This is a genomic window from Streptomyces sp. HmicA12, from assembly GCF_000373565.1.
Lineage (GTDB): Bacteria > Actinomycetota > Actinomycetes > Streptomycetales > Streptomycetaceae > Streptomyces.
Window position 1 is genome coordinate 333,770 of sequence record NZ_KB891831.1, and the last position, 24,514, is coordinate 358,283.

20 protein-coding genes and 1 tRNA gene are annotated in these 24,514 nt (G+C 71.4%); 12 read left to right on the forward strand and 9 right to left on the reverse strand.

The features are described from left to right. Positions 1-192: 192 nt before the first annotated feature. A complete protein-coding gene (locus B072_RS0131705; RefSeq protein WP_018533995.1) occupies positions 193-1,452 on the reverse strand; it encodes an aspartate aminotransferase family protein in 1,260 nt (419 codons plus the stop codon). 211 nt (positions 1,453-1,663) lie between these two features. Here B072_RS0131705 and B072_RS0131710 point away from each other — a divergent pair, with 211 nt between their 5' ends. From B072_RS0131710 to B072_RS0131740, 7 genes are all read left to right on the forward strand, one after another. Next, complete coding sequence (locus tag B072_RS0131710) at positions 1,664-2,800, forward strand: ROK family transcriptional regulator (protein WP_018533996.1); 1,137 nt, start codon at positions 1,664-1,666, stop codon at positions 2,798-2,800. 68 nt (positions 2,801-2,868) lie between these two features. After that, a complete protein-coding gene (locus B072_RS0131715; RefSeq protein WP_018533997.1) occupies positions 2,869-4,134 on the forward strand; it encodes an ABC transporter substrate-binding protein in 1,266 nt (421 codons plus the stop codon). After that, positions 4,134-5,102 carry a carbohydrate ABC transporter permease gene (locus B072_RS0131720; protein WP_018533998.1) on the forward strand — a complete coding sequence of 323 codons (969 nt, stop codon included), beginning with the start codon at positions 4,134-4,136 and terminating at the stop codon, positions 5,100-5,102. Before B072_RS0131715 ends, B072_RS0131720 begins: the two co-directional genes overlap by 1 nt. Then, on the forward strand, positions 5,095-5,931 hold the full coding sequence (locus tag B072_RS0131725) for a carbohydrate ABC transporter permease (protein WP_018533999.1): 837 nt from the start codon (positions 5,095-5,097) through the stop codon (positions 5,929-5,931). Before B072_RS0131720 ends, B072_RS0131725 begins: the two co-directional genes overlap by 8 nt. A 33-nt stretch (positions 5,932-5,964) precedes the next feature. Further along, positions 5,965-6,981 (forward strand): Gfo/Idh/MocA family protein, encoded by a 1,017-nt coding sequence (locus B072_RS0131730; RefSeq protein WP_018534000.1) that lies wholly within the window; start codon positions 5,965-5,967, stop codon positions 6,979-6,981. Positions 6,982-6,986: 5 nt separating this feature from the next. Beyond that, positions 6,987-8,000 (forward strand): Gfo/Idh/MocA family protein, encoded by a 1,014-nt coding sequence (locus tag B072_RS0131735; RefSeq protein WP_043245164.1) that lies wholly within the window; start codon positions 6,987-6,989, stop codon positions 7,998-8,000. A gap of 355 nt (positions 8,001-8,355) precedes the next feature. Next, on the forward strand, positions 8,356-9,447 hold the full coding sequence (locus B072_RS0131740) for a mechanosensitive ion channel family protein (RefSeq protein WP_018534002.1): 1,092 nt from the start codon (positions 8,356-8,358) through the stop codon (positions 9,445-9,447). 27 nt (positions 9,448-9,474) lie between these two features. On the opposite strand, the gene B072_RS0131745 is transcribed toward B072_RS0131740, so the two are convergent. Beyond that, positions 9,475-10,365, reverse strand: a complete 891-nt coding sequence (locus B072_RS0131745; protein WP_018534003.1) for an aminoglycoside phosphotransferase family protein — start codon at positions 10,363-10,365, stop codon at positions 9,475-9,477. Positions 10,366-10,601: 236 nt separating this feature from the next. Between B072_RS0131745 and B072_RS44565 the strand changes: the two genes are divergently transcribed. Beyond that, positions 10,602-12,299 carry a PP2C family protein-serine/threonine phosphatase gene (locus tag B072_RS44565; protein ID WP_018534004.1) on the forward strand — a complete coding sequence of 566 codons (1,698 nt, stop codon included), beginning with the start codon at positions 10,602-10,604 and terminating at the stop codon, positions 12,297-12,299. A gap of 10 nt (positions 12,300-12,309) precedes the next feature. Beyond that, entirely contained in the window at positions 12,310-12,759 is a 450-nt protein-coding gene (locus tag B072_RS0131755) for a hemerythrin domain-containing protein (RefSeq protein ID WP_018534005.1), read from the forward strand. Between the two features lie 83 nt (positions 12,760-12,842). Here B072_RS0131755 and B072_RS0131760 read toward each other — a convergent pair. Then, a tRNA-Pro gene (locus B072_RS0131760) sits at positions 12,843-12,916 on the reverse strand. A 129-nt stretch (positions 12,917-13,045) separates the two neighbouring features. Here B072_RS0131760 and B072_RS0131765 point away from each other — a divergent pair. After that, positions 13,046-13,534, forward strand: coding sequence for a DUF309 domain-containing protein (locus tag B072_RS0131765; RefSeq protein ID WP_018534006.1), 489 nt, complete (start codon positions 13,046-13,048; stop codon positions 13,532-13,534). Between the two features lie 70 nt (positions 13,535-13,604). Continuing rightward, complete coding sequence (locus B072_RS0131770) at positions 13,605-15,680, forward strand: MDR family MFS transporter (RefSeq protein WP_026246506.1); 2,076 nt, start codon at positions 13,605-13,607, stop codon at positions 15,678-15,680. A 14-nt stretch (positions 15,681-15,694) separates the two neighbouring features. Here the strand turns inward: B072_RS0131770 and B072_RS0131775 are convergent, their stop codons facing one another. Continuing rightward, positions 15,695-16,459, reverse strand: coding sequence for a sulfite exporter TauE/SafE family protein (locus B072_RS0131775; RefSeq protein WP_018534008.1), 765 nt, complete (start codon positions 16,457-16,459; stop codon positions 15,695-15,697). Positions 16,460-16,587: 128 nt separating this feature from the next. Between B072_RS0131775 and argG the strand changes: the two genes are divergently transcribed. Continuing rightward, the gene (gene argG, locus B072_RS0131780) at positions 16,588-18,033 is read left to right on the forward strand and encodes an argininosuccinate synthase (RefSeq protein ID WP_018534009.1); all 1,446 of its coding nucleotides are present in this window, start codon (positions 16,588-16,590) and stop codon (positions 18,031-18,033) included. 168 nt (positions 18,034-18,201) lie between these two features. Here the strand turns inward: argG and B072_RS0131785 are convergent, their stop codons facing one another. The 5 genes from B072_RS0131785 to B072_RS0131805 all read right to left on the reverse strand — a co-directional run bounded on the left by B072_RS0131785 (position 18,202) and on the right by B072_RS0131805 (position 24,482). Further along, complete coding sequence (locus B072_RS0131785; RefSeq protein ID WP_018534010.1) at positions 18,202-19,716, reverse strand: long-chain-fatty-acid--CoA ligase; 1,515 nt, start codon at positions 19,714-19,716, stop codon at positions 18,202-18,204. A 68-nt stretch (positions 19,717-19,784) separates the two neighbouring features. Further along, entirely contained in the window at positions 19,785-20,543 is a 759-nt protein-coding gene (gene fabG / locus B072_RS0131790) for a 3-oxoacyl-ACP reductase FabG (RefSeq protein ID WP_018534011.1), read from the reverse strand. Positions 20,544-20,585: 42 nt separating this feature from the next. Next, on the reverse strand, positions 20,586-21,773 hold the full coding sequence (locus B072_RS0131795; protein ID WP_018534012.1) for a thiolase family protein: 1,188 nt from the start codon (positions 21,771-21,773) through the stop codon (positions 20,586-20,588). Positions 21,774-22,092: 319 nt separating this feature from the next. Continuing rightward, positions 22,093-22,737, reverse strand: coding sequence for a LuxR C-terminal-related transcriptional regulator (locus B072_RS0131800; RefSeq protein WP_018534013.1), 645 nt, complete (start codon positions 22,735-22,737; stop codon positions 22,093-22,095). Beyond that, on the reverse strand, positions 22,728-24,482 hold the full coding sequence (locus tag B072_RS0131805; RefSeq protein ID WP_018534014.1) for a sensor histidine kinase: 1,755 nt from the start codon (positions 24,480-24,482) through the stop codon (positions 22,728-22,730). The genes B072_RS0131800 and B072_RS0131805 overlap by 10 nt, the downstream gene beginning before the upstream one ends. Positions 24,483-24,514 lie beyond the last annotated feature (32 nt).

Consider the following 24,514-nt stretch of genomic DNA (forward strand, 5'->3'; position numbering starts at 1 on the left):
TCAGGGGGGAGGGTGACGGTTCTTGTGGGGGGGCGGGTGCGGGTGGAGTGTGGCTGGTCGCGCAGTTCCCCGCGCCCCTGCAGCGAGCTTCGCTCGCTCAGGGGAAGGCTGCGCGCAGCGCATGCCTCAGGGGCGCGGGGAACTGCGCGGGACGCCCCATCGGTCGGCACCCGGCGGCGAAGAGGCGAACCCCTACGGCGCCGACGTGGCCGTCGACACCGCCGCGCTCCACATCCCCAGCGCCTCGTCGACCTGCTCCTCCGACACCACCAGCGCCGGAATCATGCGCACCACGTTCCCCCAGGGACCACAGGTCAACAGCAACAGCCCCGCGTCCGCCGCCGCCTGCTGAGCGCGGAGCGCGGTCGCCGGGTCGGGCTCGCCGTCCGGCGTCGTGAACTCGCTCGCCAGCATCAGCCCGAGCCCGCGTACGTCCCCGATCGCCGGTGTCTTCGCCGCGACCTCCTCGAGCCCGGTGCGCAGCCGCGCCCCCATCGTCGCCGCGTTCGCGACCAGCCCCTCCTCCTCGATCACGTCGAGCGTGGCGCACGCCGCCGCGCAGGCGACCGCGTTGCCGCCGTACGTGCCGCCCTGCGAGCCCGGCCGTGCCCGGCTCATCAGCTCCCGCGACGCGGCGATCCCGGACAGCGGGAACCCCGAGGCCAGCCCCTTCGCCGTGATCAGCACGTCGGGACGCACCCCGAAGTGGTCGTGCCCCCAGAACCGTCCGGTCCTGCCGACGCCCGTCTGGATCTCGTCCAGGATCAGCAGGATGCCGTGCCGGTCGGCACGCTCCCGAAGCCCTTGCAGGAAGGCCGAGTTGGCGGGTACGTAACCGCCCTCGCCGAGGACCGGCTCGACCAGGATGGCCGCCGTGTCGTCCGGGTCCGACACCGTGGCGAGGAGATGGTCCAGCTCGCGCAGCGCGAACCGCGTCGCGGTCTCCTCGTCCCAGCCGTAGTGGAACGCGTTCGGGAACGGCGTGATCGCCACCCCCGCCATGAGCGGTCCGAAACCCGTACGGATCTTCGTCCCGGAGGTCGTGAGCGAGGCCGCCGCCACGGTCCGGCCGTGGAAACCGCCGTGCGCCACCACGATGTTGGGCCGCCCGGTCGCCTGCCGGGCGAGCCGCAGCGCGGCCTCCACCGCCTCGCTGCCCGAGTTCACGAAGAACAGGCTGTCCAGACCGTCGGGCAGTACGCCGTCGAGCTTCTCCACCAGCCGCTGCAACGGCTGGTGCATCACCGTCGTGTACTGGCCGTGGATGAGCGTGCCCACCTGCTCCTGCGCGGCCGCCACCACCCGCGGATGACAGTGGCCGGTACTCGTCACCCCGATTCCCGCTGTGAAGTCCAGATAACGGCGGCCGTCGATCCCGTACAGGTGGACGCCCTCCCCGCGCTGAGCGACGACGGGAGTGGCCTGACGCAAGTGCTCGGACAGTTGGGTCATGACCCCAGCCTCAGTGCCCGGCCGAAGAGGCGTCAATGGGCCATCTGTGACGTTTCGCGGACCGGGACCCGCAGGCCGCGCGCTCTCAATTCGCAGGAGTTCTGCGTAATTTACTTGCGGGCGGGGTTCCCAAGCCCGGACGGTTCTGCAACAGTCCTGCGTATTCGAGCGCGAGAAAACGCGAGAAGTCGATCCGCCGGAGGTGAAATCCGTGGCGGTGCACGACCGCGCACGCGGGCACGACCTCGCGGCGCTGCGCGGCCTCAACACCGGTGTGGTGCTGAGGGCGTTGCGGCAGGAGAGTCCGCAGACGGTGAGCGGCCTGGCCGGTGCGACCGGACTCTCCCGGCCGACGGTGGAGGCACTCGTCGAGGAGCTGGCGACGCAGGGGTGGATCGCCGAGGCGGACATCCCGGCGACGGGGCGGGCCCCCGGGCGGCCCGCGCGACGCTTCAGGTTCCGGGCCGAGGCCGGGCACGTCGTCGGCGTGGACATCGGGCTCAAGAAGATCGTGCTGCTCCTCGCCCGACTCGACGGCGAGGTCGTGGCCCGGCAAAGGGAGTCCTTCGACCCGGAGCTGACGGGGGCGGAGCGCATCGAGCTGCTGCGCGGCCGGCTGCGCCGCTTCCTCGCCGAGCAGGGGCTCGCCCCGCACGATGTGTGGACGCTCGGCATCGGCGTGCCCGGCATGGTCGACCGCACCGGCCGGATCCGGTCGGTGATCGTGCCGGACTGGACCGACCTGGATCTCGCGCGGCGGCTCGCGGACGACTTCCCCGGCACCGACCGCGTCCTCGTCGAGAACGATGTGAACCTCGCGGTGCTGGCCGAGCACTGGCGGGGCGCCGCACGGCTCGCGGACGACGTGGCGTGCGTGCTGCTCGGGCCGCGCATCTCGTGCGGCCTGATGATCGACGGCAGACTGCACCGGGGCCGGCGCGGCGGCGCGGGCGAGCTCGGCATCCTGCCCCAACTCGGTGTGGACGAGGCCGAGAAGGGCTTCGCGTGGACCGGCGAACGGCTGCCCGGCGAGTCCGAGACCGACGCGCTGGCCCGCGCCGTGCGCGACGGCGACCCGGAGGCGCTCGCCGTCCTTGACCGGTTCCTGGCCGGTGTCGCCCCGGCCGTCGCCGCGCTCGTCCTCGCCCTGGACCCCGAACTCGTCGTCCTGACGGGCGCGTTGGCTCCTGTGGGCGAACCCCTGACCCCGCTGCTCACCGAGCGGCTCGAGCCCCTCACCCTGCACGTGCCGCGCATCGCGGTCAGCACGCTCGGCCGCGAGGGCGTCGCGCTCGGCGCCGTGCGCCGCGCCCTGGACGCGGCCGAAGCACACCTCCCGGGCCCATAGGGCCCGTTGAGGCCCTGCCCCCGAACGCTGGACCTTCCCCCACCACCCGCTACCGACCGGAGACGCGAATGCGCAGGAGAACCCTGCTCGCCGGTGCTCTCGCGGCGACCCCCCTCGCCACGGCGTGCAGCAAGGACGGCGACGCTTCCGACACCGCCTCGTCGGACGGCCGCACCACCCTCTCGTACGGCATCTGGGACGTCGCCCAGGTGCCCGGGATGCGGCAGATCATCACGGCGTTCGAGCGCGAGAACCCTGGCATCTCCGTGGAGATCCAGCTCACCCCTTGGGCCTCGTACTGGACGACGCTGCGCACGTCGATGCGTGGCGGGACGGCGCCGGACGTGTTCTGGATGAACGCCGTGAACCTTCAGCTGTACGCGTCGAACGGCGTCCTGGAACCACTGGACCCGCACATCGCACGCGACCGGACTCCGGTCGGCAGGCACCCGAAGGCACTGGTCGACATCTACGCGTACGACGGAACGCAGTACGGCCTGCCCAAGGATTTCGACACGGTCGGGCTCTGGTACAACAAGAAGCTGTTCGACAAGGCGGGAGTCACATACCCGGATTCCAGCTGGACTTGGGACGATCTGCGGGACGCGGCACGCGAGCTGACCGACCCCGGGAACCGGGTGTACGGGATCGCCGCCGAGATGGACCGGCAGACCAAGTTCTATCCGTCCGTCTTCGGCGCGGGCGGATACGTGCTGCGCGACGGGAAGTCCGGATTCGCCGACCCCCGCTCCGTCGAAGGGCTGCGGTTGTGGACCGACCTCGTCGACCGGGGCTGGTCACCGCCGCAGAGCGCCATGTCCGAGGTGCGGGCCAGGAATCTGTTCCTGTCGGAGCAAGTGGCCATGAACTACGACCTGTCGGCGATGGCCTCGTTCATGTACGGCACGCCCGCCATCAAGGACCACGGCGGTGTGGCCGTGCTGCCGAAGGGGCGCCGACGGGCCACGGTCATCCACGGTCTCGCGAACGCCATCAGCGCCAAGTCCCGTCACAAGCAGGCTGCTTGGAAGTTCGTCGACTTCATGGCCCGCAGGCCCGCCGCGGAGATCCAGGCGAAGGGCGGCGTCACCATCCCCTCGTACGAGGGGACCCAGGACGCCTGGCTGAAGTCGATGCCGGAGTTCGATCTGCGCGTCTTCATCGACATGCTCGACTACGCGTTCCCGTACCCCAGTTCGCGGAACACCGCCGTCTGGGAGGACCAGGAATACCTGCTGCTCGGTGCCCCGTTCAGCGGCAAGGGCGGCATCGAGCAGACGGCGCGGACGCTGGCGAAGCAGATGGACCGGGCGCTCGACGAGGAGGGCAAGTGATGGCCGTGTTCCCGTCGACGGCCGCCGCCGAGGCGGAGGGCCGGATCAGGAAGCCGCGCGCGAAGGCAGGGCGCGACGACACCGCGCGCGGACCCAACTCGCGTACGCAGAAGGCCGCGTACCTCTTCATCGCGCCCATCGGGCTCGGCTTCCTGCTGTTCTACATCTGGCCGATGCTGCAGACGTTCGGCTACAGCTTCACCGCCTTCGGCCCGTTCGGCGGCAACAGCTGGATCGGCGGGGACAACTACGCGCGGGTCGTGCAGGACGTCACGGTGTGGCGGGCCGTCGGCAACACCCTCCTGTACGGAGCGATCGGGCTGCTCACCCTGCCTCTGTCGATCATGGTGGCGGCGCTGCTCAACCGGCGCGGCCTGCGCGGCGTCGCCGTCTATCGCGCCCTGTACTTCATCCCGTTCGTCACGCTTCCGGTGGCCGTCGGCCTCGTCTGGAACTGGCTCTACAACGGCAACTTCGGCCTCCTGAACGAGGTGTTGTCCTGGTTCGGGATGTCCCGGCACTTCTGGGCCTCCGACCCGTCGTCGGCGCTGTGGGCCATCGGTGTCGTCGCCGTGTGGCAGAGCGTCGGCTACTACCTCATCATCTTCATCGCCGGCATCAAGGGCATCCCTCAGGACTACTACGAGGCAGCCGAGTTGGACGGCGCGGGACCGGTGCGCCGCTTCTTCACGATCACGCTTCCGCTGCTGAGTCCGAGCATCTTCTTCGCCGCGGTCATCTGCGTGATCAACTCGCTGCAGATGTTCGACCTGATCTACGTGATGATGAGCCCGACGAATCCTGCGCTCGGCTCGACCCAGTCCGTGGTGAGCCTCTTCTACCAGTGGGCGTTCCAGCAGAACAACCAGGGCGCGGCGGCCGCGTTGGCCTTCCTCCTGATGCTGCTCACAGCGGCCCTGACGTTCCTTCAGTTCCGGCTCCAGAAGAGGTGGGTGCACTATGCGTGACCGGTTGCGCCGCGTGGACGGCGGGGCCGTCACCACGCACATACTGCTCTCGCTCGGCGCGCTCGTCATGGTCTTCCCGTTCCTGTGGCAGCTGCTCACGGCGCTGAAGACGCTGCCGGAGGCGGTGCACGTACCGACGACGTTCCTGCCGCAGGAGTGGAACTGGGCCTCGTTCGAAGAGGTCTTCACCGCGATGCCGTACGGGGAGATGCTCGGCAACAGCGTCATCAACACGGTCGGCAGGACCGCCGGTCAGCTGGTGTTCTGCTCGCTCGCCGCGTACGCGTTCGCGCGGATGCGGTTCCGCGGCAAGAACGTTCTGTTCGCCCTGTTCCTGTCCGTGCTCCTGGTCCCCTCGTCCCTGCTGATCCTGCCGCAGTACGACATCATCCAGCGGCTCGGGCTGCTCAACTCCCCGCCCGCGCTGTTCCTTCCCGGCATGTTCAGCGCGTTCGGGACGTTCATGCTGCGGCAGTTCTTCCTCGCCCTGCCGCGCGAACTGGAGGAGGCGGCGCGCATCGACGGCGCCGGGCCCTTCCGCATCTTCTGGTCGATCATGCTGCCGCTGATCCGACCCGCGCTGGCCGCACTCGCCGTCATCACCGCGATGTGGTCGTGGAACGACCTGCTGTGGCCGCTGGTCGTGAACACCGACCCGGCGAAGATGCCCATCAGTGCCGGGCTGACCTCCCTGGAGGGACAGTTCGAGACCAACTATCCGGTGATGATGGCCGGTTCGCTGATCGCCAGCCTGCCGATGATCCTTCTCTACCTGTTCCTCCAGCGGCACTTCGTGCAGGGCATCGCCCAGAGCGGCACGAAGGGCTGAACACCGCATCACCGCACTCCCGAAAGGACGTTCATGGCACGCCTCGACGTGGGCCTGATCGGCGCGGGCGGCATCGCCCGTGCGCATCTGCCCGCCTGGACCGCGCTCGGCGCACGCGTCGCGATCCTGTCCACCGACGGCAACGCGGAGAAACTCGCCGCCCGGTACCCCGATCACGACGTGTCGGTGGCGCGGTCCCTCCCCGAACTCCTCGACCGCAGCGCTCTGGTGGACCTCTGCACCCCCACGTTCACGCATCACCGGCTCGCCCTCGACGCGATCGCCGCGGGCAAGCACGTGGTGTGCGAGAAGCCCCTCGCGCTCACCGTCGCCGAGGCGCGGGAGATGGCGGCCGCGGCCGAGGCCGCCGGAGTGCTGCTCTTCCCCGCGCACGTCGTCCGCTACTTCCCCGCCTACGCGGCGCTCGCCGAGTCCGTCGCGGCGGGCGGCATCGGCGACCCGGCGGTGCTCCGCTTCACCCGCTCGGGCTGCTTCCCGGTGTGGGCGCCCTGGTTCGCCGACCCTTCCCTGTCCGGCGGCATCCTGGTCGACCAGATGATCCACGATCTCGACTTCGCGCGGCTGCTCGCGGGCGAGGTGGTGCGGGTGCACGCACAGGTCCGCGGTCACCAGGGCCCGGGCGCGCAGCCCGGCGACGTGACCACCGGCACGGCGGTCCTCACGCACGCCTCCGGCGCGGTGAGCCATGTGCTCGGCGTGTGGGGCCCGCCGGACCTCCGGTTCCGCACCACGTTCCGGGTCGCCGGTCCCGACGGAATCCTGGAGCACGACTCGACCGCCCATACCGGCTTCCGGGTTCTGGCCCAAGGTGAGCGCACGCGGGGCGAGGGCATCCCCGGCAGCCCCATGACGGAGAGCCCGTACCTGACGGAGCTGCGGGAGTTCGCCGCCGCCGTCTCGGGCGGTGCCGCGCCCCGGGTGTCGGCGCGCGACGGTGTCGAGGCGGTCCGGATCGCGGTGGCGGCGGCCGAGTCGGCCCGCAGCGGTGACCCCGTCGAACTGAAGCAGACCGAGGAGGCCGGGCTGTGAAGGCCATGAAGGTAGGAGTGCTGTCGTTCGCGCACGTGCACGCGGGCGGCTTCGCGCGCGGGCTCGCCGCCATGGACGGCGTGGAGGTCCTCGCGGCCGACCCGGACACGGACCTGGCGGCGCCGGGCGAGCTGCGCGGCAAGGAGTTCGCGGCCCGGATCGGCGTGAACTACGTAGACACGTACGAGGAGTTGTTCGCCTGGGGGCCCGACAAGGTCGTCGTCTGCGCGGAGAACGTACGGCACCGGCCCCTGGTCGAACTCGCCGCCGCGCACGGCGTCGACGTCCTGTGCGAGAAGCCCCTCGCGACGACGCCCGAGGACGGCGCGGCCATGGTCGAGGCGTGCCGGGCGGCCGGCGTGCGGCTCGCGGTGGCGCACCCGGTCCGCTTCAGCCCGGCGTATCTGGCGGTCCGGGAGGCGGTGCGCGCGGGCACGGCGGGCGAGATCCTCACCGTGTCCGGCGCCAACAACGGTTACATGCCGGGGGCCAGGCGCCGCTGGTTCGTCGACCCCGAACTCGCGGGCGGCGGCGCCCTGATGGACCACACCGTGCACGTCGTCGACCTGCTCGACGACCTCTTCGAGGCGAGCGAGGTCACCTCCGTCTACGCGCAGACCAACAACATCCTGTACGAGGCAGTGGGCGACGTCCCGGTGGAGACGGCGGGCCTGCTCACCCTCACGTACGCGAACGGCGCGGTGCTCACCCTCGATTGCAGCTGGAGCCAGCCGCGCCACCACCCGGCGTGGGGCGGCCTGTCGATGCAGGTCGTCGGCGACCGGGCGATCCTGGAGATGGACGCCTTCGACCAGAAGGTCCACGGCTTCAGCGAGTCGTCGCGGGCCGCGATGGAACTCCCTTACGGCGTCGACCTGGACGGACTGATGCTGCGCGCGTTCCTGTTCGGCGAGGGCCCGATCGATGTCACGGACGGCGCGGCGGGGCTGCGCGCGCTACGGATCGTCTCGGCGGCGTACGAGTCGGCCCGGACGGGGTGCGCGGTGCGGCTCGATTAGGGACACGGAGGTTCGTCCGCGGGTGCGGGCGCGTGGGGGCTGATCGCGCGGTTCCCCGCGCCCCTTGAGGCATGCGCTGCGCGCAGCCTTCTCCTGGGAGCGGGCGGAGCTCGCTTCTCAGGGGCGCGGTGAACTGCGCGACCAGCCACGACGACAGCCGCACCGGCATCACGACCGCACCCGGCACACGACACCCCCGCACCCCGGGCCGGCCGCGTACGGCAGGATGGCCCCGGCGCGCGGATCGTCACCCTGTCGACACGCGCCCTCCACATCCCCGAGCAAGCAGGTACCACGTGACGAAACATCACATACCCGTCCCCACAGCCGCGTTCCGGCCGGTCGGAGGTGGCCGATGACGCGCGCCGTCGAGGTCCACGACCTGATCTTCGCCTGTGCCGCGCTGCTCGGCGGGCTGCTGGCGGGGCTGCTGCTGCGGATCCTGCTGCGCTGGCTCGGCGTGCGGGCCGGGCGGACCCGGTGGGGCGGGGACGATGTGATCGTCGACGCGCTGCGCACCCTCGTCCCGTGGGCGGCGGTCGCCGCGGGCGCGGCGGTGGCGGCCGAGGCGCTGCCGCTGAGCGCGCGCACCGGACGCAACGTGAACATGACGCTGACCGCGTTCGTCATCGTCGCGGCGACGCTCACGGCGGCCCGGGTCATCACCGGGCTCGTCCGCACGGTGGCGCAGTCCCGCGCCGCGGTGGCGGGTTCGGCGACGATCTTCGTGAACATCACCCGGGTCGTGGTGCTCGCGATGGGCTTCCTCGTCGTGCTGCAGACCCTCGGGATCTCGATCGCACCGCTGCTCACCGCCCTCGGTGTGGGCGGTCTCGCGGTGGCCCTGGCGTTGCAGGACACGCTCGCGAACCTCTTCGCGGGCGTACACATCCTCGCGTCGAAGACGGTGCAGCCCGGTGACTACATCCGCCTCAGCAGCGGCGAGGAGGGCTACGTCGTCGACATCAACTGGCGCAACACGGTGGTGCGGCAGCTCTCCAACAACCTCGTGATCATCCCGAACACTCAGCTGTCGGGCACGAACATGACCAACTTCAGCCGCCCCGAGCAGGAGATGACGCTCACCGTGCTGGCCGGTGTCGGTTACGACAGCGACCTGGAGCAGGTCGAGCGCGTGACGGTGGAGGTCGTCACCGAGGTCATGAAGGACGTCGAGGGCGCGGTCCCCGACCACGAGCCGCTGGTGCGCTTCCACACGTTCGGCGACTCCCGGATCAGCTTCAACGTGATCCTCGGCGTCGGTGAGTTCAGCGACCAGTACCGGATCAAGCACGAGTTCATCAAGCGCCTGCACCAGCGCTTCCGCGCGGAGGGCATCCGTATCCCGTCGCCGGTGCGGCAGGTGGCGATCGCCCCGGGCAACCCGCAGATCGTGATCCCGCACCAGCGCAGCGGCGCGGAGAGCGTCCAGGACCCGATCGCCTGAGGCCGGGCCGCGTGACACCGGCACGGGTCAGCCGAGCAGTCGGCCCACCACCCGTGCCGCCGTGTCGGCCATGAAGGCGTTGCGGCCCCGGTAGTACGTGAGTTCGTGGACGGCGATGGTGAGGGCCCAGCCACGGCCGCGTGTCCACGTCGCCGCGTCGCAGCCGACGGCCGCGCGGAAGGTGTCCCGCAGGGCGTCGTCGAGGACGTACCAGGCGACGATCAGGTCCACGGCCGGGTCGCCGACACCCATGCAGCCGAAGTCGATGACGGCGGCCAGGCGCCCGCTCACCGGGTCCACGAGCACGTTCCCCGGCTCCGGATCGGCGTGCACCCAGACGTCGGGCCCGGCCCACCCGGGCGCGCGCAGGGCGGTCTCCCACAGGGCGAGAGCCGCTGCCGTGTCGATGACACCGTCGAGCCGCCCGATGGCGTCACGGGTCGAGGCGTCGCGCGGCGCGAGGGGTTTGCCGCGGTCGGCCGCCGGGGCGCCGGCGGTGTCGACCCGTTGCAGGGCCCGCACGAAGCCGGCCAAGTCCCGCGCGAACAGCTCGGATTGGACCCCCTCCCCGACCGTCGGCAGCACGCCGGGGATCCACCGGTACACCGACCACGGCCACGGATAGCCGCGCCCGGGCGCACCCGCGCCGAGCGGAGCCGGTACGGCGACGGGCAGTTCGGGGGCGAGCCGCCGCATCCAGCGCTGCTCCCGCGGCACGTCCGCGGCGGAGCCCGGGGTGCGCGGCAGCCGCACGACCAGGTCGTCGCCGAGCCGGAACAGCATGTTCGAGGTGCCGTCCGACTCGACGTACCGCACCGGCAGCCCGGCCCACTCGGGAAACTGGTCGGCGAGCAGCTCCCGCACCAGTCCCGCGTCGATGTCGGGTTCGCCGTCGTGCAGCTTGCGCGGAGCCGTCATGGTCGCCTTTCGGGGCCGGTGATCCGGCGGGCGACGATACCGAGGGGCTCCGCGAGCGGCACCCGCATTTTCCCGGGGCGCTCCGGGGGCTCCCGCTCCTGCCGCGGCCACCCCGTGAAGGGGTCCGTGGCCCGGCCGGGCCACGGCCGGTGTGCGCCCGGCCACGGACCAGGGTCCACTGGAGGTACCACCCCGCCCGCGCCCCACGAGATCCCAGACCTCCCGAAGGACGCACCATGGCCCACGCGGCCCCCGACACACCGGCCCCGCCCGGCCCACCGGAGCTCACCGCGATCCACGCGCTCCTGGCCCGGCAGGCCCGGCAGGCGCTGCGCCACTCCTTCCAGCTGCTCGGCGGGGACGCGGCGCGCGAGGCCGCCCTGACCACGCCCCCGGTACCGGTGACCCCGCCCCCTTGGGCGCAGGCGGTGGCGGACGCGGCGGCCGAGCCGACCGTGGTGTTCGCCCCGGTCAGGGACGCGTCGGGGCAGGTCGTGGACTTCGTGGACGTGGCCGTGAACCTCGCGGCCCGCGCGCTGGCTCCGCGTGTCCGGCAGGAGCGCGGGCAGCTGCTCACGGTGACCCAGCCGTCGGCGGCCCCCTCCGGGATCTTCGCGGCGATGCGGCAGGTCCTGGACACCGGCGAGCCACTGACCGGCCGCGACTGGGACGCGACGCTGCTGATCGAGGGCGCGCCCCTGCACCGGCGGCTGCGGCTCACAGCGACCCATTACCGCGACCACGTGGTGCTGACCTTCGACGAATCGGCCCGCCGCCACGAGCTGATCAGCGACCGGGTGCAGGAACAGGGCCTGATCGGCTGGGGCGAGTGGGAGCTGTCCTCAGGGCGCTGCGACTGGTCACCGGGCCTGTACGTGATCTTCGACCTGCCCCTGGACACGCCACCGCTCACCCTGGGTGACCTGGCCGGCCACCTGGTCCCCGAGGACCGCACCGCCTTCCGCGTCGCCCTGGAGCACGTACTGTCCGGGATCCCCATGGAACAGGACCTGCGGCTGCGTCTCACGGAGCAGGTGCGGCACATCCGCTTCCTCCTCGAACCGCGGCGGTCGCCGACCGGACCGGTGTGGGGCGTCCAGGCCCTCGTACAGGACGTCTCGAAGTCGTACCGGAGCCGCTTCCAGCTGGACGCCGCGGTGCACACGGCGGAACGCCGCAAGCAGCGGGCGTCGGCCGAGGCCAGGGTCGCGGCCCGGCTGCGCGAGGCGGTGCTGCCCTCCCATCCGCCGGAGACGACGGTGCAGGGCATGACCTCGGCGGTCGCCTACCGCCCCGCCGAGACCCACTCCTCGATCGGCGGCGACTGGTACAACGTGTCTCCGCTGCCCGACGGCCGGGTGCTGTACGCCCTGGGTGACGCGGCCGGGCACGGGCTCGACGCGGTGGCACGGATGGCGGCCCTGCGCGGCGGTCTCGCGGGGCTCGCGTACACCGGGCAGCCGGTGGAGGCACTGGCCGCCTGGCTGAACCGCATCACCTGCGACAACGGCATGGACGGCACCGCGACCGCCGTGGTCTGCCGCTACCACCCGGACCGCGAGCTGCTGCGCTGGGTGTGCGCCGGCCATCTGCCGCCGGTCCTGCTGCGCGACGGGACGGCCCGCCTCCTCGACGAGCACACGGGACTGCTGCTCGGGGTGCTGCCGGAGGTCACGTACACGGCCTGCGAGCTGCCCTTCCGCGAGGGCGACACGGTGCTGCTGTGCACGGACGGGCTGGTGGAGCGCCGCGACGAGGACATCACCGAGGGGCTGACGGCGCTGCTGCGCGCGGTCGAGCGGCACGCGGACCTGTCGCCCCAGCAGCTGGTGGACACGGTCAGCGCCGAGCTGCTGCCGACGCCGCAGGAGGACGACTCGTGCCTGATGGCGCTGCGGCGCGGCAATCCGGCCGCACCGCAGCCCGCGCCCTGACACTGACCTCATGTGCCACTACTGCGGTTGCCGGGAGATCCCGCTCATCAAGGAGTTCATCGCCGAGCACGAACGCGTCACGGACGCCGCCGGGGACGCGCTGCGCGCCCTGGAGCGGGGGGACGCCGGGCGGGCGCGCGAACTCGTGGACCGGATGGCGGTGGAGCTCGCGGCGCACTGGCGCGGCGAGGAGGACGGCCTGTTCCGGGTGATGAGCGCGGACCCCGAGTACGCCGACTACATCGCGGCACTGGAGGGTGAGCACCGTGAACTGGCCGCGCTACTGCCCTCGTTGGACCTCACGGCGCCCGCCGACGTCCGCACGTTCACCGACGCGGTGCGGGAGCTGCACCAGCACATCGCGAAGGAGGAGGACGGTCTGTTCCCGGCGTCCCTCACCGCGCTGTCGGGCGAGGACTGGAACACGTCGATGGCGGCCTGGCGCGCCGCCCGTGCGTGAACTCCCCTGCGCCACGGGCGACATGACAATGGGGCCGCTCCAGATCTCTCTGAAACGGCCCCACGGCCTACGACTTCGAAAAGTCGGGACGACAGGATTTGAACCTGCGACCCCTTGACCCCCAGTCAAGTGCGCTACCAAGCTGCGCCACGTCCCGATGTCGACTGCGGCCCGACCCTGTCCTGCTGGGCCTTTCCGGCGGCGACAGGAAGAACAATACCCCAAGCTCACGGGTGGTTTGAAACCGGTTCCGCGACCGCCGCGCGACCTGGGCGACAATCGAGCCATGAGCACCGATCGCCACGCCGGCCGGGACCGCGACGACGAGGGCCGGGCCCGCAACGCCCGCCCACGCGACGGCCTGGGACGCCCGCTCCCCTACGGCACCCCGGGCGTCGCCCGCCAGCCCGAGGGCGTCGTCCGCACCCCCGAGGAGACCGTCGCGGAGGCTCAGGCGCTGCTCGACGCGGGGCACCCCTTCCACGCGCACGAGGTCTTCGAGGACGCGTGGAAGGCGGGCCCACCGGAGCAACGGGAACTGTGGCGCGGCCTGGCCCAGATGGCGGTCGGCCTGACCCACGCGGCCCGCGGCAACACGACGGGCGGCGCCCGCCTGCTGCGCCGGGGCGCGGACGCGGTGGCCGACTGGCCGGGGACCCCGCCCGCCCGGCTGGACACGCAGACGGTCGTGGCCTGGGCCCGGTCGCTCGCGGACGGGGTCGAACGGGACGGAGGCCCGGTGGATCCGGCCACCGGCGCGCCCCGGCTGACCTAGGGCGCGGGACCGTCACCAATCCGGCCCCCACCCGCATGCGACGCCCCCACCCCGGTGTGACCCTGCGAGAGTGACCACCACTACGGCAGAAGCTCCGGCCCCGGCCCCGCCAGTCCTCGACAAGCGTCGCCGCAACGTCGTCTTCGCGACGATCATGCTCGGCATGCTGCTCGCGGCCCTGGACCAGACGATCGTCGGCACGGCCCTGCCGACGATCGTCTCGGACCTCGGCGGCGCGTCGCACATGTCGTGGGTCGTCACGTCGTACCTCCTCGCGGAGACGGTCGCCACGGCCCTGGTCGGCAAGTTCGGCGACATGTTCGGCCGCAAGATCGTCTTCCAGCTCTCGGCGATCATCTTCATCACCGGCTCGTTCCTGTGCGGCCTGTCGACGAACATGTCGCTGCTCATCACCTGGCGCGCGGTGCAGGGCATCGGCGCGGGCGGCCTGATGGTGACCGCGATGGCGCTCATCGCGGACGTCATCCCGCTGCGCGAGCGCGGCAAGTACCAGGGTGCGATCGGTGCCGTGTTCGGTGTCTCGACGGTCATCGGCCCGCTCCTGGGCGGCCTGTTCACCGACCATCTGACCTGGCGCTGGGCCTTCTACGTCAACGTGCCGATCGCGATCGTGGTCGTCATCGCGGCGGCCCGCACCATCCCGGTGGTGAAGTCGGCGGTCCGGCCGGTCATCGACTATCTCGGCATCGGGCTCGTCGCGATCGGGGCGAGCGCCCTGATCCTGGCGACGAGTTGGGGCGGCAACGAGTACGCGTGGACCTCCGGCGTCATCATCGGCCTCTTCGCGGGCGGCATCATCGCGCTCGCCCTGTTCTGCTGGGCGGAGTCCCGGGCGGCCGAACCGATGCTGCCGATGCGGCTGTTCTCGAACCCGGTCTTCACGGTCTGCTCGATCCTCAGCTTCATCGTGGGCTTCGCGATGCTGGGCGCGATGACGTTCCTGCCGACGTATCTGCAGTACGTGGACGGGGACTCGGCCACCATCTCCGGTGTCCGTACGCTGCCGATGGTGATCGGTCTGCTGATCGCGTCGATCTTCTCCGGCAACGTGGTCAGCAAGACGGGCAAGTACCGGATCTTCCCGATCGTCGGCTCGCTCGTCATGGGTGTCGGCCTGTATCTGCTCTCCCTGATGGGGACGTCGTCCTCCGCCTGGCTGGAGTCGCTCTACATGTTCGTGCTCGGTCTCGGGATCGGGCTGTGCATGCAGGTGCTGACCATCGCCGTGCAGAACACCGTCGAGTACGCGGATCTGGGCACGGCCACGTCCGGCGTCACGTTCTTCCGCACGCTCGGCAGCTCCTTCGGCACCGCGGTGTTCGGCACCATCTACGCCAACAGCCTCAAGCCGAATCTGACGCAGGGCGTCGAGGAGGCGGCGCGGGCCGGGACCGGCATCGATCCGGCGGCGCTCGCGAAGGCCGCGCAGAGCCCCGAGGGGCTGCACTCGCTGCCGGCCGCGGCGAGGGAACCCATCGCGCAGGCGTACGCGGACTCGCTGCACACGGTGTTCCTGTGGACGGTGCCGGTGGCGCTGGTCGGGTTCGTGGTGGCGCTCTTCCTCAAGCAGGTGCAGTTGCGCGACACCGCGCGGGCGGGGTCGACGGACATGGGCGAGGGTTTCGCGCAGCCCAGCACCGGCGACCCGGCGCACCTCCTGGAGCGGGCCGTGGGCAACATCGTGAAGAAGTCGAGCCTGGACACCGCCCGCACGATCCTCGCCGCCTCCGACAGCCGCCTGGACATCGCGGGCTCCTGGGCCGTGATGCAGGTGGAGTTCTACACGCGGATGGTCGGGCACGCGTCCCTCGGCATGATCGCGGCCCGCCGCAGGGTGCCGCCGGAGGTGCTGGTGCCGGTGTTCCAGCGGATGGTCGACGAGGGCTATCTGACGCGTACGGGCTCGTACTTCTCGCACACGGACGCGGGCCGGCGCGAGGCCGACGTGCTCAACCGCGCATGGGGCGACTGGCTGAGCAAGCAGGTCGAGGCCGATCTCGGCAGGCCGCCCGGCAAGGAACTGCGGGCCGCGGTCGACTCGATCGCCAAGCGGCTGCTGGTCGAGGACCTCGCCCAGGGCCTGCCGCACCAGTCCGGCACGGACCGGTCGCTCAGCGCTTCCTAGCCCGGCGCCGAACGTCAGCGCAGGAGCAGCTGCAGTCCGCCGAGAATCGTCGCGGCGATGACGAGCCGCTCGAAGAGCCGCTGATTGATGCGGTTCACGGCGGCCTTGCCGATGAGCGCGCCCGGCACGACGAAGGCGACGAGCGCGGCATCGAGCAGGAGCGAGCGGCCGTCGATCAGGCCGAGGCCCACGCTGAAGGGCACCTTCGCGGAGTTCACGATGAGGAAGAACCACGCGGAGGTGCCGAGGAAGCCCAGCTTCTTGAACCCGGCGGACAGCAGGTACATGGACATCACCGGGCCGCCCGCGTTGGCGACCATCGTGGTGAAGCCGCCCAGCACCCCGTACGAGCCCGCCTTGACGCGGGCCGCGCGGGTCGCCGTCTCCTCGGCCCCGGGTGCCTCGGCCCGCCGGCGCCGCCACAGGGTGACGGCGGCCATGAGGAGCAGGATCGCCCCGATCGACGTGCGCACGAGCGCGTCGTCGGCGAACGCCAGGAAGACGGTGCCGACCACCACTCCCCCGGCCACGGCCGGGAAGAGCCGCCACAGGGTCGGCCAGTGCGCGTGTCTGCGGTAGGTGAGCACGGCGAGGATGTCGCCGCAGATGAGGATCGGCAGCAGCACTCCGGTGGAGGCGCGCGCGGGCAGGATCGCGGCGAAGATGGCGAGGCTGACGGTGTTGGCCCCGCTGACGGCGGTCTTGGAGAAGCCCACCAGGAGGGCCGCGGCGGCGAGAGCGGTGAACTCCCATGGGGTGACCCCGAATATGTCGTACATGGCGGGGACCGATGCTAGACCCACCTATCTGCCGTGCGTCAGGGTCGCCACATGGTGATACGCGCCTCATGACAGCTGATGGCCGTACGGCCTTTGCATGACCATGCGTGATGATGCATACTCTTCCTATGTCCAAGGTCCTCACTTCCCTTCCCGCCGGCGAGCGCGTCGGCATCGCCTTCTCGGGCGGCCTCGACACGTCCGTCGCGGTCGCGTGGATGCGCGACAAGGGCGCCGTCCCGTGCACCTACACCGCGAACATCGGCCAGTACGACGAGCCCGACATCGACTCGGTGCCCGGCCGCGCCCAGGCCTACGGCGCCGAGATCGCCCGCCTGGTCGACTGCCGCGCCGCGCTGGTCGAGGAGGGCCTGGCCGCGCTCACCTGCGGCGCGTTCCACATCCGCTCGGGCGGCCGCGCGTACTTCAACACGACGCCGCTGGGCCGCGCGGTCACCGGCACGCTCCTGGTCCGGGCGATGCTCGAGGACGACGTCCAGATCTGGGGCGACGGCTCGACGTACAAGGGCAACGACATCGAGCGGTTCTACCGCTACGGCCTGCTGGCCAACCCGAACCTGCGGATCTACAAGCCGTGGCTCGACGCCGGTTTCGTGGCCGAGCTGGGCGGCCGCCAGGAGATGTCCGAGTGGCTGGTCGCGCACGACCTGCCGTACCGGGACTCCGCGGAGAAGGCGTACTCGACGGACGCCAACATCTGGGGTGCCACGCACGAGGCTAAGATCCTGGAGCACCTGGACACGGGTGTCGAGACGGTCGAGCCGATCATGGGCGTGAAGTTCTGGGACCCGTCGGTGGAGATTCCCACCGAGGACGTCACCATCGGCTTCAAGCAGGGCCGGCCGGTCACCATCAACGGCAAGGAGTTCGCCTCCGCCGTCGACCTGGTGATGGAGGCCAACGCCATCGGCGGCCGCCACGGCATGGGCATGTCCGACCAGATCGAGAACCGGATCATCGAGGCCAAGAGCCGCGGTATCTACGAGGCCCCGGGCATGGCGCTGCTGCACGCGGCGTACGAGCGCCTGGTGAACGCGATCCACAACGAGGACACCCTCGCCCAGTACCACACCGAGGGCCGTCGTCTCGGCCGTCTGATGTACGAGGGCCGCTGGCTGGACCCGCAGGCGCTGATGATCCGCGAGTCGCTGCAGCGCTGGGTCGGCGCCGCGGTCACCGGCGAGGTCACGCTGCGGCTGCGCCGCGGCGAGGACTACTCGATCCTCGACACGACGGGACCGGCGTTCAGCTACCACCCGGACAAGCTCTCCATGGAGCGGACCGAGGACTCGGCGTTCGGCCCGGTGGACCGGATCGGCCAGCTCACGATGCGCAACCTCGACATCGCGGACTCGCGGGCCAAGCTGGAGCAGTACGCCGGTCTCGGCCTGCTCGGCGCCGGCGACTCGGCGGTCGGTTCCGCCCAGGCCGCGGCGACCGGGCTGATCGGCACCATGCCGGAGGGCGGGGCGCAGGCCATCGCCTCCCGCGGTGAGGTCGCCGGGGACGACGAGGCGCTGGACAGGGCCGCGATGGAGTTCGGCACGGACTGACTCCGTCGGATCACCGGAGAGGACCGGGTCGGCGCTGGGAGGCGTCGGGCCCGGTCCTCTTTTGCCTACGGGGGTGGGTGCGTTCGTCGCGTGGCGACTGCGGGTGCGTGGGTGGTTGCTCGCGCAGTTCCCCGCGCCCCTGCGGGGCGCTCTCTTGCGGGGCGCTCGCTACTTGCCGTACGTCGCGCGGAGTTCGCGCTTGAGGATCTTCATGCTCGGGCCCAGCGGGAGTTGGTCGGTGAACTCGATGCGGCGGGGGTACTTGTGCTTGCCGAGGTGTTCCTTGGACCACTCGGTGAGTTCCGCGGCGTCGAGGGTCGTGTCCGGCTTCAGGACGATCACGGCACAGACCTCCTCGCCGTGGATGTCGTCGGGCAGGCCGATGACCGCGACGTGGCCGATGGCGGGGTGGCGCATGAGGACCTCTTCGACCTCGCGCGGGTACACGTTGTAGCCACCGCGGATGATGATGTCCTTCTTGCGGTCGACGATGCGCAGGAAGCCGTCCTCGTCCTTGGTGCCGAGGTCGCCGGTGCGGAACCAGCCGTCGACCAGCGACTCCGCCGTCGCGTCGGGACGGCCCAGGTAGCCGCTGAAGACGCAGTGTCCACGGACGACGACCTCGCCCAGTTCGCCCTCGGGGAGGAACTCGACCCGGTCCTCGATCTCGGCGCGGGCGATCTCCACGTCGACACCCCACAGCGGCCGGCCGATGGTGCCGGGGCGGGCGCCGAAGACCGGCTGGTTGGCGGAGGCCGCGGGGGACGTCTCCGACAGGCCGTAGCCCTCGTAGATGGTGGCGCTGAAGGCCTTCTCGAAGCCTTCCAGGACCGCGACCGGGAGCGAGGCGCCACCGGAGATGCAGATCTTGAGCCGCGGGAGCTTCTCCGCGGCGGGCGCGGCCGCGAGCAGGTTCACGAACATGGTCGGGACACCGTGGAACGTGTTCACGTTCTCCGCGACCATCAGGTCGATCGCCCGGGCCGCGTCGAAGCGCGGGAGCAGGACGAGGGTCGCGCCCGCGCGCCAGGTCGCGTTCATCGAGACGGTCTGGCCGAACGCGTGGAACAGCGGCAGCGCGCCGAGGGCGATGTCGTCGGCGGCGACGTTGTTGGCGTCGAAGGCCGAGACCGTGGCGTTCATGACCAGGTTGAAGTGGCTCAGCTCGGCGCCCTTGGGCACGCCGGTCGTGCCGCTCGTGTAGAAGATGACCGCCGGGTCGTCCGCCTCGCGGCTGACGTACGTGACCAGCGGCTCGGCGGCGGCCGTGAGCTGCTCCAGTTCGCCGCTCGCGCCGAGGGTGACCATGCGCACGCCCGTCGCCTGCGCCGCGGCCGCGCCCACCGCCGCCTGCGCCGGGTGGCAGAGCAGGAGCGTCGCGCCACTGTCCTTCAGGACGTGCTCGACCTCCTCCGCGGACAGCAGCAAGTGGACGGGGACCACGACCGCGCCGGCCGCGAGCGCGGCGTAGTAGGCGCGCGGGAACTCGGCGGTGTTCGGCGCCATCAGGGCGACCCTGTCCCCCGGGCGGACGCCGATGCCGGTGAGGGCCGCGGCCTGCTTGCGGGCCTGGAGCCACAACTCCTCGAAGGTGAGGCGGAGTTCACCCTCGACGAGGCCGACCTTGGCGGGGTGGCGGCGGGCGTTCTCGGCGAGGATCGCGGCGAGGGACAGGGTGGCCATGGGGTGCTGCTCCGTTTCGTGCTGACTGCTGGTGCTTCGGTGAACCAGGTCGTGGGTCGTGAACCGGCCTAGCGGGCGCCGCCGTTGACGTACAGCGTCTGGCCGCTGACGTACGAGGCGTCGTCGCTGGCGAGGAACGCGACGACGGCCGCGACGTCCTCGGGCTGCCCGACGCGGCCGAGCGGGGTGCGCTCGGCGGCGAGCTTCTGGTGCTCCTCGGCGTTGGAGCCGACGCGCTCGGCGGTGGCCGCGGTCATCGCGGTGGCGATGTAGCCGGGGGCCACGGCGTTGACGTTGATGTTGAAGCGGCCCAGCTCGATGGCGAGGGTCGCGGTGAAGCCCTGGATGCCGGCCTTCGCGGCGGCGTAGTTGGCCTGGCCGCGGTTGCCGAGGGCGGACCGCGACGACAGCGAGACGATCTTTCCGTACTTCTGCCGCGACATGTACTTCTGGGCGGCCTGCGAGCAGGTGTAGACGGAGTTGAGGTTGACGTTGATGACCGCGTCCCAGTCCGTCTTCGGCATCTTGAAGAACATGCCGTCGCGGGTGATGCCCGCGTTGTTGACGAGGATGTGGAGCGCGCCCAGGTCCTCGTCGATCCGGGCGAAGGCGGCCTCGACGGCGTCCTGGTCGGTGACGTCGCAGCCGTAGGCGCGGGCGGTGCCGCCCTTGGCTTCTATGGCGTCGACGGTGGCCTGCGCGCGCTCGGCGGTGAGGTCGACGACGGCGACGGCCGCGCCTTCCTCGGCGAGCCGCTGGGCGGTGGCGGCGCCGATGCCCTGGGCGGCTCCGGTGACGACGGCGACGCGGCCGTTGAACCTGCTCATCTGTGTCCTTAAGCTCTGAAGTGTCGTACGGGAGGGGCGGGTTCAGGCGCGCTCGACCAGCACCGCGCTTCCCTGGCCGACGCCGACACACATGGTGGCGAGGCCGCGGGTCGCGCCGGTGCGGCGCAGGCGGTGCAGGAGCGTGGTGAGGATGCGGGCGCCGGAGCAGCCGAGCGGATGACCGATGGCGATGGCGCCGCCGGTCGGGTTGACCACCTCGGGGTCGATGCCGAGGCCGTCGACACAGGCGAGGGCCTGGGCGGCGAACGCCTCGTTGAACTCGGCCTCCTCGATGTCGCCGATGGACCAGCCGACGCGGCCGAGCGCCTTCTGCGTGGCGGGGACCGGGCCGATGCCCATGACGTCCGGGTGGACGCCGGCCGAGGCGCCGGCGACGTAGCGGCCGAGGGAGACGAGGCCGAACTCCTCCAGGGCCTCCTCGCTGACCAGGAGCAGGCCGGCCGCGCCGTCGTTCATCGGCGATGCGTTGCCCGCCGTCACCGAGCCACCCTTGCGGAACACGGGCTTGAGGGCGCCGAGCTTCTCCAGCGACGTGTCGGGGCGGATGCACTCGTCGGCGTCGACGACCACGCCGTCGGGCCGGGTCACGGGGAGGATCTCGGCGTCGAACAGGCCGTCCTTGCGGGCGGCGGCGGCCTTCTGGTGGCTGCGCAGGGCGAACGCGTCCTGGCGCTCGCGCGAGATGCCGAACCGGTCGGCGACCTCTTCGGCGGTCTCCCCCATCGCGAGGACGCCGTGCAGGTCCTTCATCCTCGGGTTGACGATGCGCCAGCCGAGCCGGGTGTCGTAGGTCTCCATCTTGTGCGGCAGCGCGTCGTCGGGGCGCGGCAGCACGAACGGGGCGCGGCTCATGGACTCGGAACCGCCGGCCAGGACGACGTCGGCCTCGCCGGAGGCGATGGCGCGGGCGGCGCTGGTGACGGCTTCCATTCCGGAGGCGCACAGGCGGTTCACGGTCGCGCCGGGGACGGTCTCGGGCAGGCCCGCGAGGAGGGCGGCCATGCGGGCCACGTTGCGGTTGTCCTCGCCCGCCTGGTTCGCGGCGCCCCAGTAGATGTCGTCGATGCGGGCCGGGTCGAGCGCGGGCGCGTCGGCGACGAGGCCCTTGACGACCGCGGCCGCGAGGTCGTCGGGGCGCACGGAGGAGAGCGCGCCGCGCAGCTTCCCGATCGGGGTGCGGCGGGCGGCGGCGAAGTGAACGGGGCGCACGGTCAACTCCAGTGAACGGCTGGAACGGCACTTAATTAGCACTGCTAGTTTTGGACTATAGACCCGCGTCGCGGCAGCTGTGAAGTATCTCTGGGTGATCAAAAAGGGGTATGCCGTGATCAAAGAGGCAAGGGGGATTCCACATCTCAGGGCTGGCCCTGATGTCCCGCGCTTCCGGGCTGCCTACTGTGGAGGTCCGGCACCGCTCCGCGGACGACGCACGGGGGACCACGGGGGAACGGGGGAACGGGCGTCGTCTCCGGAGCGGAAAGCCGGAATCTCTTGCACGAAGCTCCCCGCGCGGGGAGAGCGGGAGCGGTCAGCCCTGCAGGTAGGTGAGAACGGCCATCACCCGGCGGTGCTCCAGCAGGTCGGGTTCCAGGCGCAGCTTGGTGAAGATGTTCCGGACGTGGGTCTCGACCGTCTTCCCACCGATGACCAGCTTCTGCGCGATGGCCTCGTTCGAGCGGCCCTCGGCCATCAGGGCCAGGACGTCACGCTCGCGCCCGGTGAGTTTGTCGAGCGGCCCAGAGGCGCGTGGCGCGTCGATGAGGCGGGCCACCACGAGCGGGTCGAGGACCGTCTCCCCCGCCGCGACCCGCTTGAGGGCGCCGCCCAGTTCGTCGATGTCGGCGACCCGCTCCTTGAGCAGATAGCCGAAGCCTTCCGGCTCCTCGGCGAGTGCTCGCACGGTCGAGGTGGTCTCCACGTACTGGGAGAGCAGCAGGACTCCGGTGCCGGGGTGGGCGGAGCGGATGGCGGCCGCCGCGACCAGGCCCTCGTCGGTGTGCGTGGGCGGCATCCGGATGTCGAGGAGAACGGCGTCGGGGGTGTGCTCGGCGACGAGCGCGAGCAGCGGCGCGGTGTCGCCGCAGTCCGCGGCCACCTCGATGCCCTCGTCGGTGAGGAGCCGCACGATCCCCTGCCGGAGCAGTGCCGAGTCCTCGGCCACGATCACCCGCACGGAAGCTCCGCCCTGATCCTGGTCCCGCCGCCGGTGGGACTGTCTATGTGGAGGACGCCGTCGACGGCGGCGAGCCGGTCGGCGAGGCCGCGCAGGCCCGTGCCGCGCGCGGCGTCGACTCCCCCGACGCCGTCGTCGACGGTCTCGACGACGAGACGCCCGCCCTCGTGCCGGGCGGAGACGCTGACCGCGCGGGCCTTGGCGTGCTTGGCCGCGTTGGAGAGGGCCTCGCAGACCGTGAAGTAGGCGGTGGTCTCGACGAGGGGGTCGTAGCGGCGCGGATCGGCCGCGACGACGACCGGCATGGCGGCTTCCTTCGCGAGCGCGTTGAGCGCGGGCGCGAGCCCCTCACGGGTGAGGACGGCGGGATGGATGCCCTGGGCGATGCCGCGCAACTCCTCGATGGCCAGGCGCAGGCTCGACTCGGCCTCGTCGGCGGCCGCGCGCAGCGTCTCGTCGGGGTGGTCGGCGAGGCCGCGCCGTACCCGCCGCACCGACATGAGGGCGAAGACGAGGCGGGCCTGCGCGCCGTCGTGCAGGTCGCGCTCCAGCCGGCCGCGTTCGGCGTCGGCGGCCTGGACGATGCGGCTGGCGACGTCCTTGGCGCGGGTGCGCAGCCACACGTTCTCCAGGGCGAGGCGGAGTGCGGCGGCGACGGAGTCGAGGAGTTCGGGGTCGTCGGCGAGGGCCGGGTCGTGGTGCAGCAGGGCGAGCGGCCGGCCGTCGGCGGCGCGCACCGGGGTGCGTCCGGGACCGTCGACGGCGACCTCGCGGCCGGAACCGTCGACGTACGCGCGCCGTTCCTCGCGCCACAGGCCGAGCCGCAGTGTCGCGTCGCCGAGTACGCGGACGAGGGCCTCGCGGACGCGCGAGGGGTCGGGGTCGGTGCCGACGTCGATCACCAGACCGCTGACCTCGGCGCGCTGCAGGTGCATGCGCAGCAGACCGGCGAGGAAGGCGAACGGGACGGCGACCTGGGCGAGGTCGGACATCAGGTACACGGCCTGCTCGCCGAGGGAGCCGACGCCGCCGAACCACGGGACGACGTAGAAGAGCATGTCCCACATCAGGAAGGCGACGGCGGTGCCGATGCCGAACCATGCGGGCAGCAGCGCGCGGCGCCGGGCCGCGGACGCGTGCCGCCAGCGCTGCACGACGGCGTACGCGGCCACGACGGAGATCACCCAGCCCACCGCGTGGTACGCCGCGTCGAAGGTGTCGAAGAACCGGTGCCAGCCGGGGACCGAGAAGAGGTTCGGGCCGCAGGCGCGGCAGTCCAGGTAGGTCGCGCCGGTGTCGGTGGCCGGATCGAAGAGAAGCGTGCGGATCAGGCCGCCGACGGCCACGAGCCCGTACGTGAACTGCACGAGGCGGCGGGTGAGGACCGTGGTGAGGCGCCCTTCGGGGAACGAGAGCACGAGGTGCAGCAGCACCGCCATGTTCAGCGCTTCCCACCAGGCGCCGAAGGCGAACAGCGCGGGCACGCTGGTGCCCTGCAGATTGCCGAAGAACCAGGTGATGCCCTCGGCGACCATCAGACGGCCGGTGTGGTTGGCGGGCCTGCGCTTCCAGGCCACGGTCCCCGCGACCACATAGGCACCGCCGACCGCGAGGTCGCGCACCAGGCCGGACGCGGACGCGCCGGTCCGGGCGTACGCCCATGAACCGGCCGCCGCCGATACGGCGGCGAGGGCCGCGGCCCCGGTCAGGCGCAGCCCTAGCGCGCGCTCACCTTGACTGTCCACGCGCCACACCGTAAGCCATGGGGGCGCACGGA

What these genes read in the sequence shown, in the direction of transcription:
- B072_RS0131705 (WP_018533995.1), bottom strand. Translation starts at nt 1,452, where the DNA reads ATGACCCAACTGTCCGAGCACTTGCGTCAGGCCACTCCCGTCGTCGCT.
- B072_RS0131715 (WP_018533997.1), top strand. Translation starts at nt 2,869, where the DNA reads ATGCGCAGGAGAACCCTGCTCGCCGGTGCTCTCGCGGCGACCCCCCTC.
- B072_RS0131720 (WP_018533998.1), top strand. Translation starts at nt 4,134, where the DNA reads ATGGCCGTGTTCCCGTCGACGGCCGCCGCCGAGGCGGAGGGCCGGATC.
- B072_RS0131725 (WP_018533999.1), top strand. Translation starts at nt 5,095, where the DNA reads ATGCGTGACCGGTTGCGCCGCGTGGACGGCGGGGCCGTCACCACGCAC.
- B072_RS0131730 (WP_018534000.1), top strand. Translation starts at nt 5,965, where the DNA reads ATGGCACGCCTCGACGTGGGCCTGATCGGCGCGGGCGGCATCGCCCGT.
- B072_RS0131735 (WP_043245164.1), top strand. Translation starts at nt 6,987, where the DNA reads ATGAAGGTAGGAGTGCTGTCGTTCGCGCACGTGCACGCGGGCGGCTTC.
- B072_RS0131740 (WP_018534002.1), top strand. Translation starts at nt 8,356, where the DNA reads ATGACGCGCGCCGTCGAGGTCCACGACCTGATCTTCGCCTGTGCCGCG.
- B072_RS0131745 (WP_018534003.1), bottom strand. Translation starts at nt 10,365, where the DNA reads ATGACGGCTCCGCGCAAGCTGCACGACGGCGAACCCGACATCGACGCG.
- B072_RS44565 (WP_018534004.1), top strand. Translation starts at nt 10,602, where the DNA reads ATGGCCCACGCGGCCCCCGACACACCGGCCCCGCCCGGCCCACCGGAG.
- B072_RS0131755 (WP_018534005.1), top strand. Translation starts at nt 12,310, where the DNA reads ATGTGCCACTACTGCGGTTGCCGGGAGATCCCGCTCATCAAGGAGTTC.
- B072_RS0131765 (WP_018534006.1), top strand. Translation starts at nt 13,046, where the DNA reads ATGAGCACCGATCGCCACGCCGGCCGGGACCGCGACGACGAGGGCCGG.
- B072_RS0131775 (WP_018534008.1), bottom strand. Translation starts at nt 16,459, where the DNA reads ATGTACGACATATTCGGGGTCACCCCATGGGAGTTCACCGCTCTCGCC.
- argG (WP_018534009.1), top strand. Translation starts at nt 16,588, where the DNA reads ATGTCCAAGGTCCTCACTTCCCTTCCCGCCGGCGAGCGCGTCGGCATC.
- B072_RS0131785 (WP_018534010.1), bottom strand. Translation starts at nt 19,716, where the DNA reads ATGGCCACCCTGTCCCTCGCCGCGATCCTCGCCGAGAACGCCCGCCGC.
- fabG (WP_018534011.1), bottom strand. Translation starts at nt 20,543, where the DNA reads ATGAGCAGGTTCAACGGCCGCGTCGCCGTCGTCACCGGAGCCGCCCAG.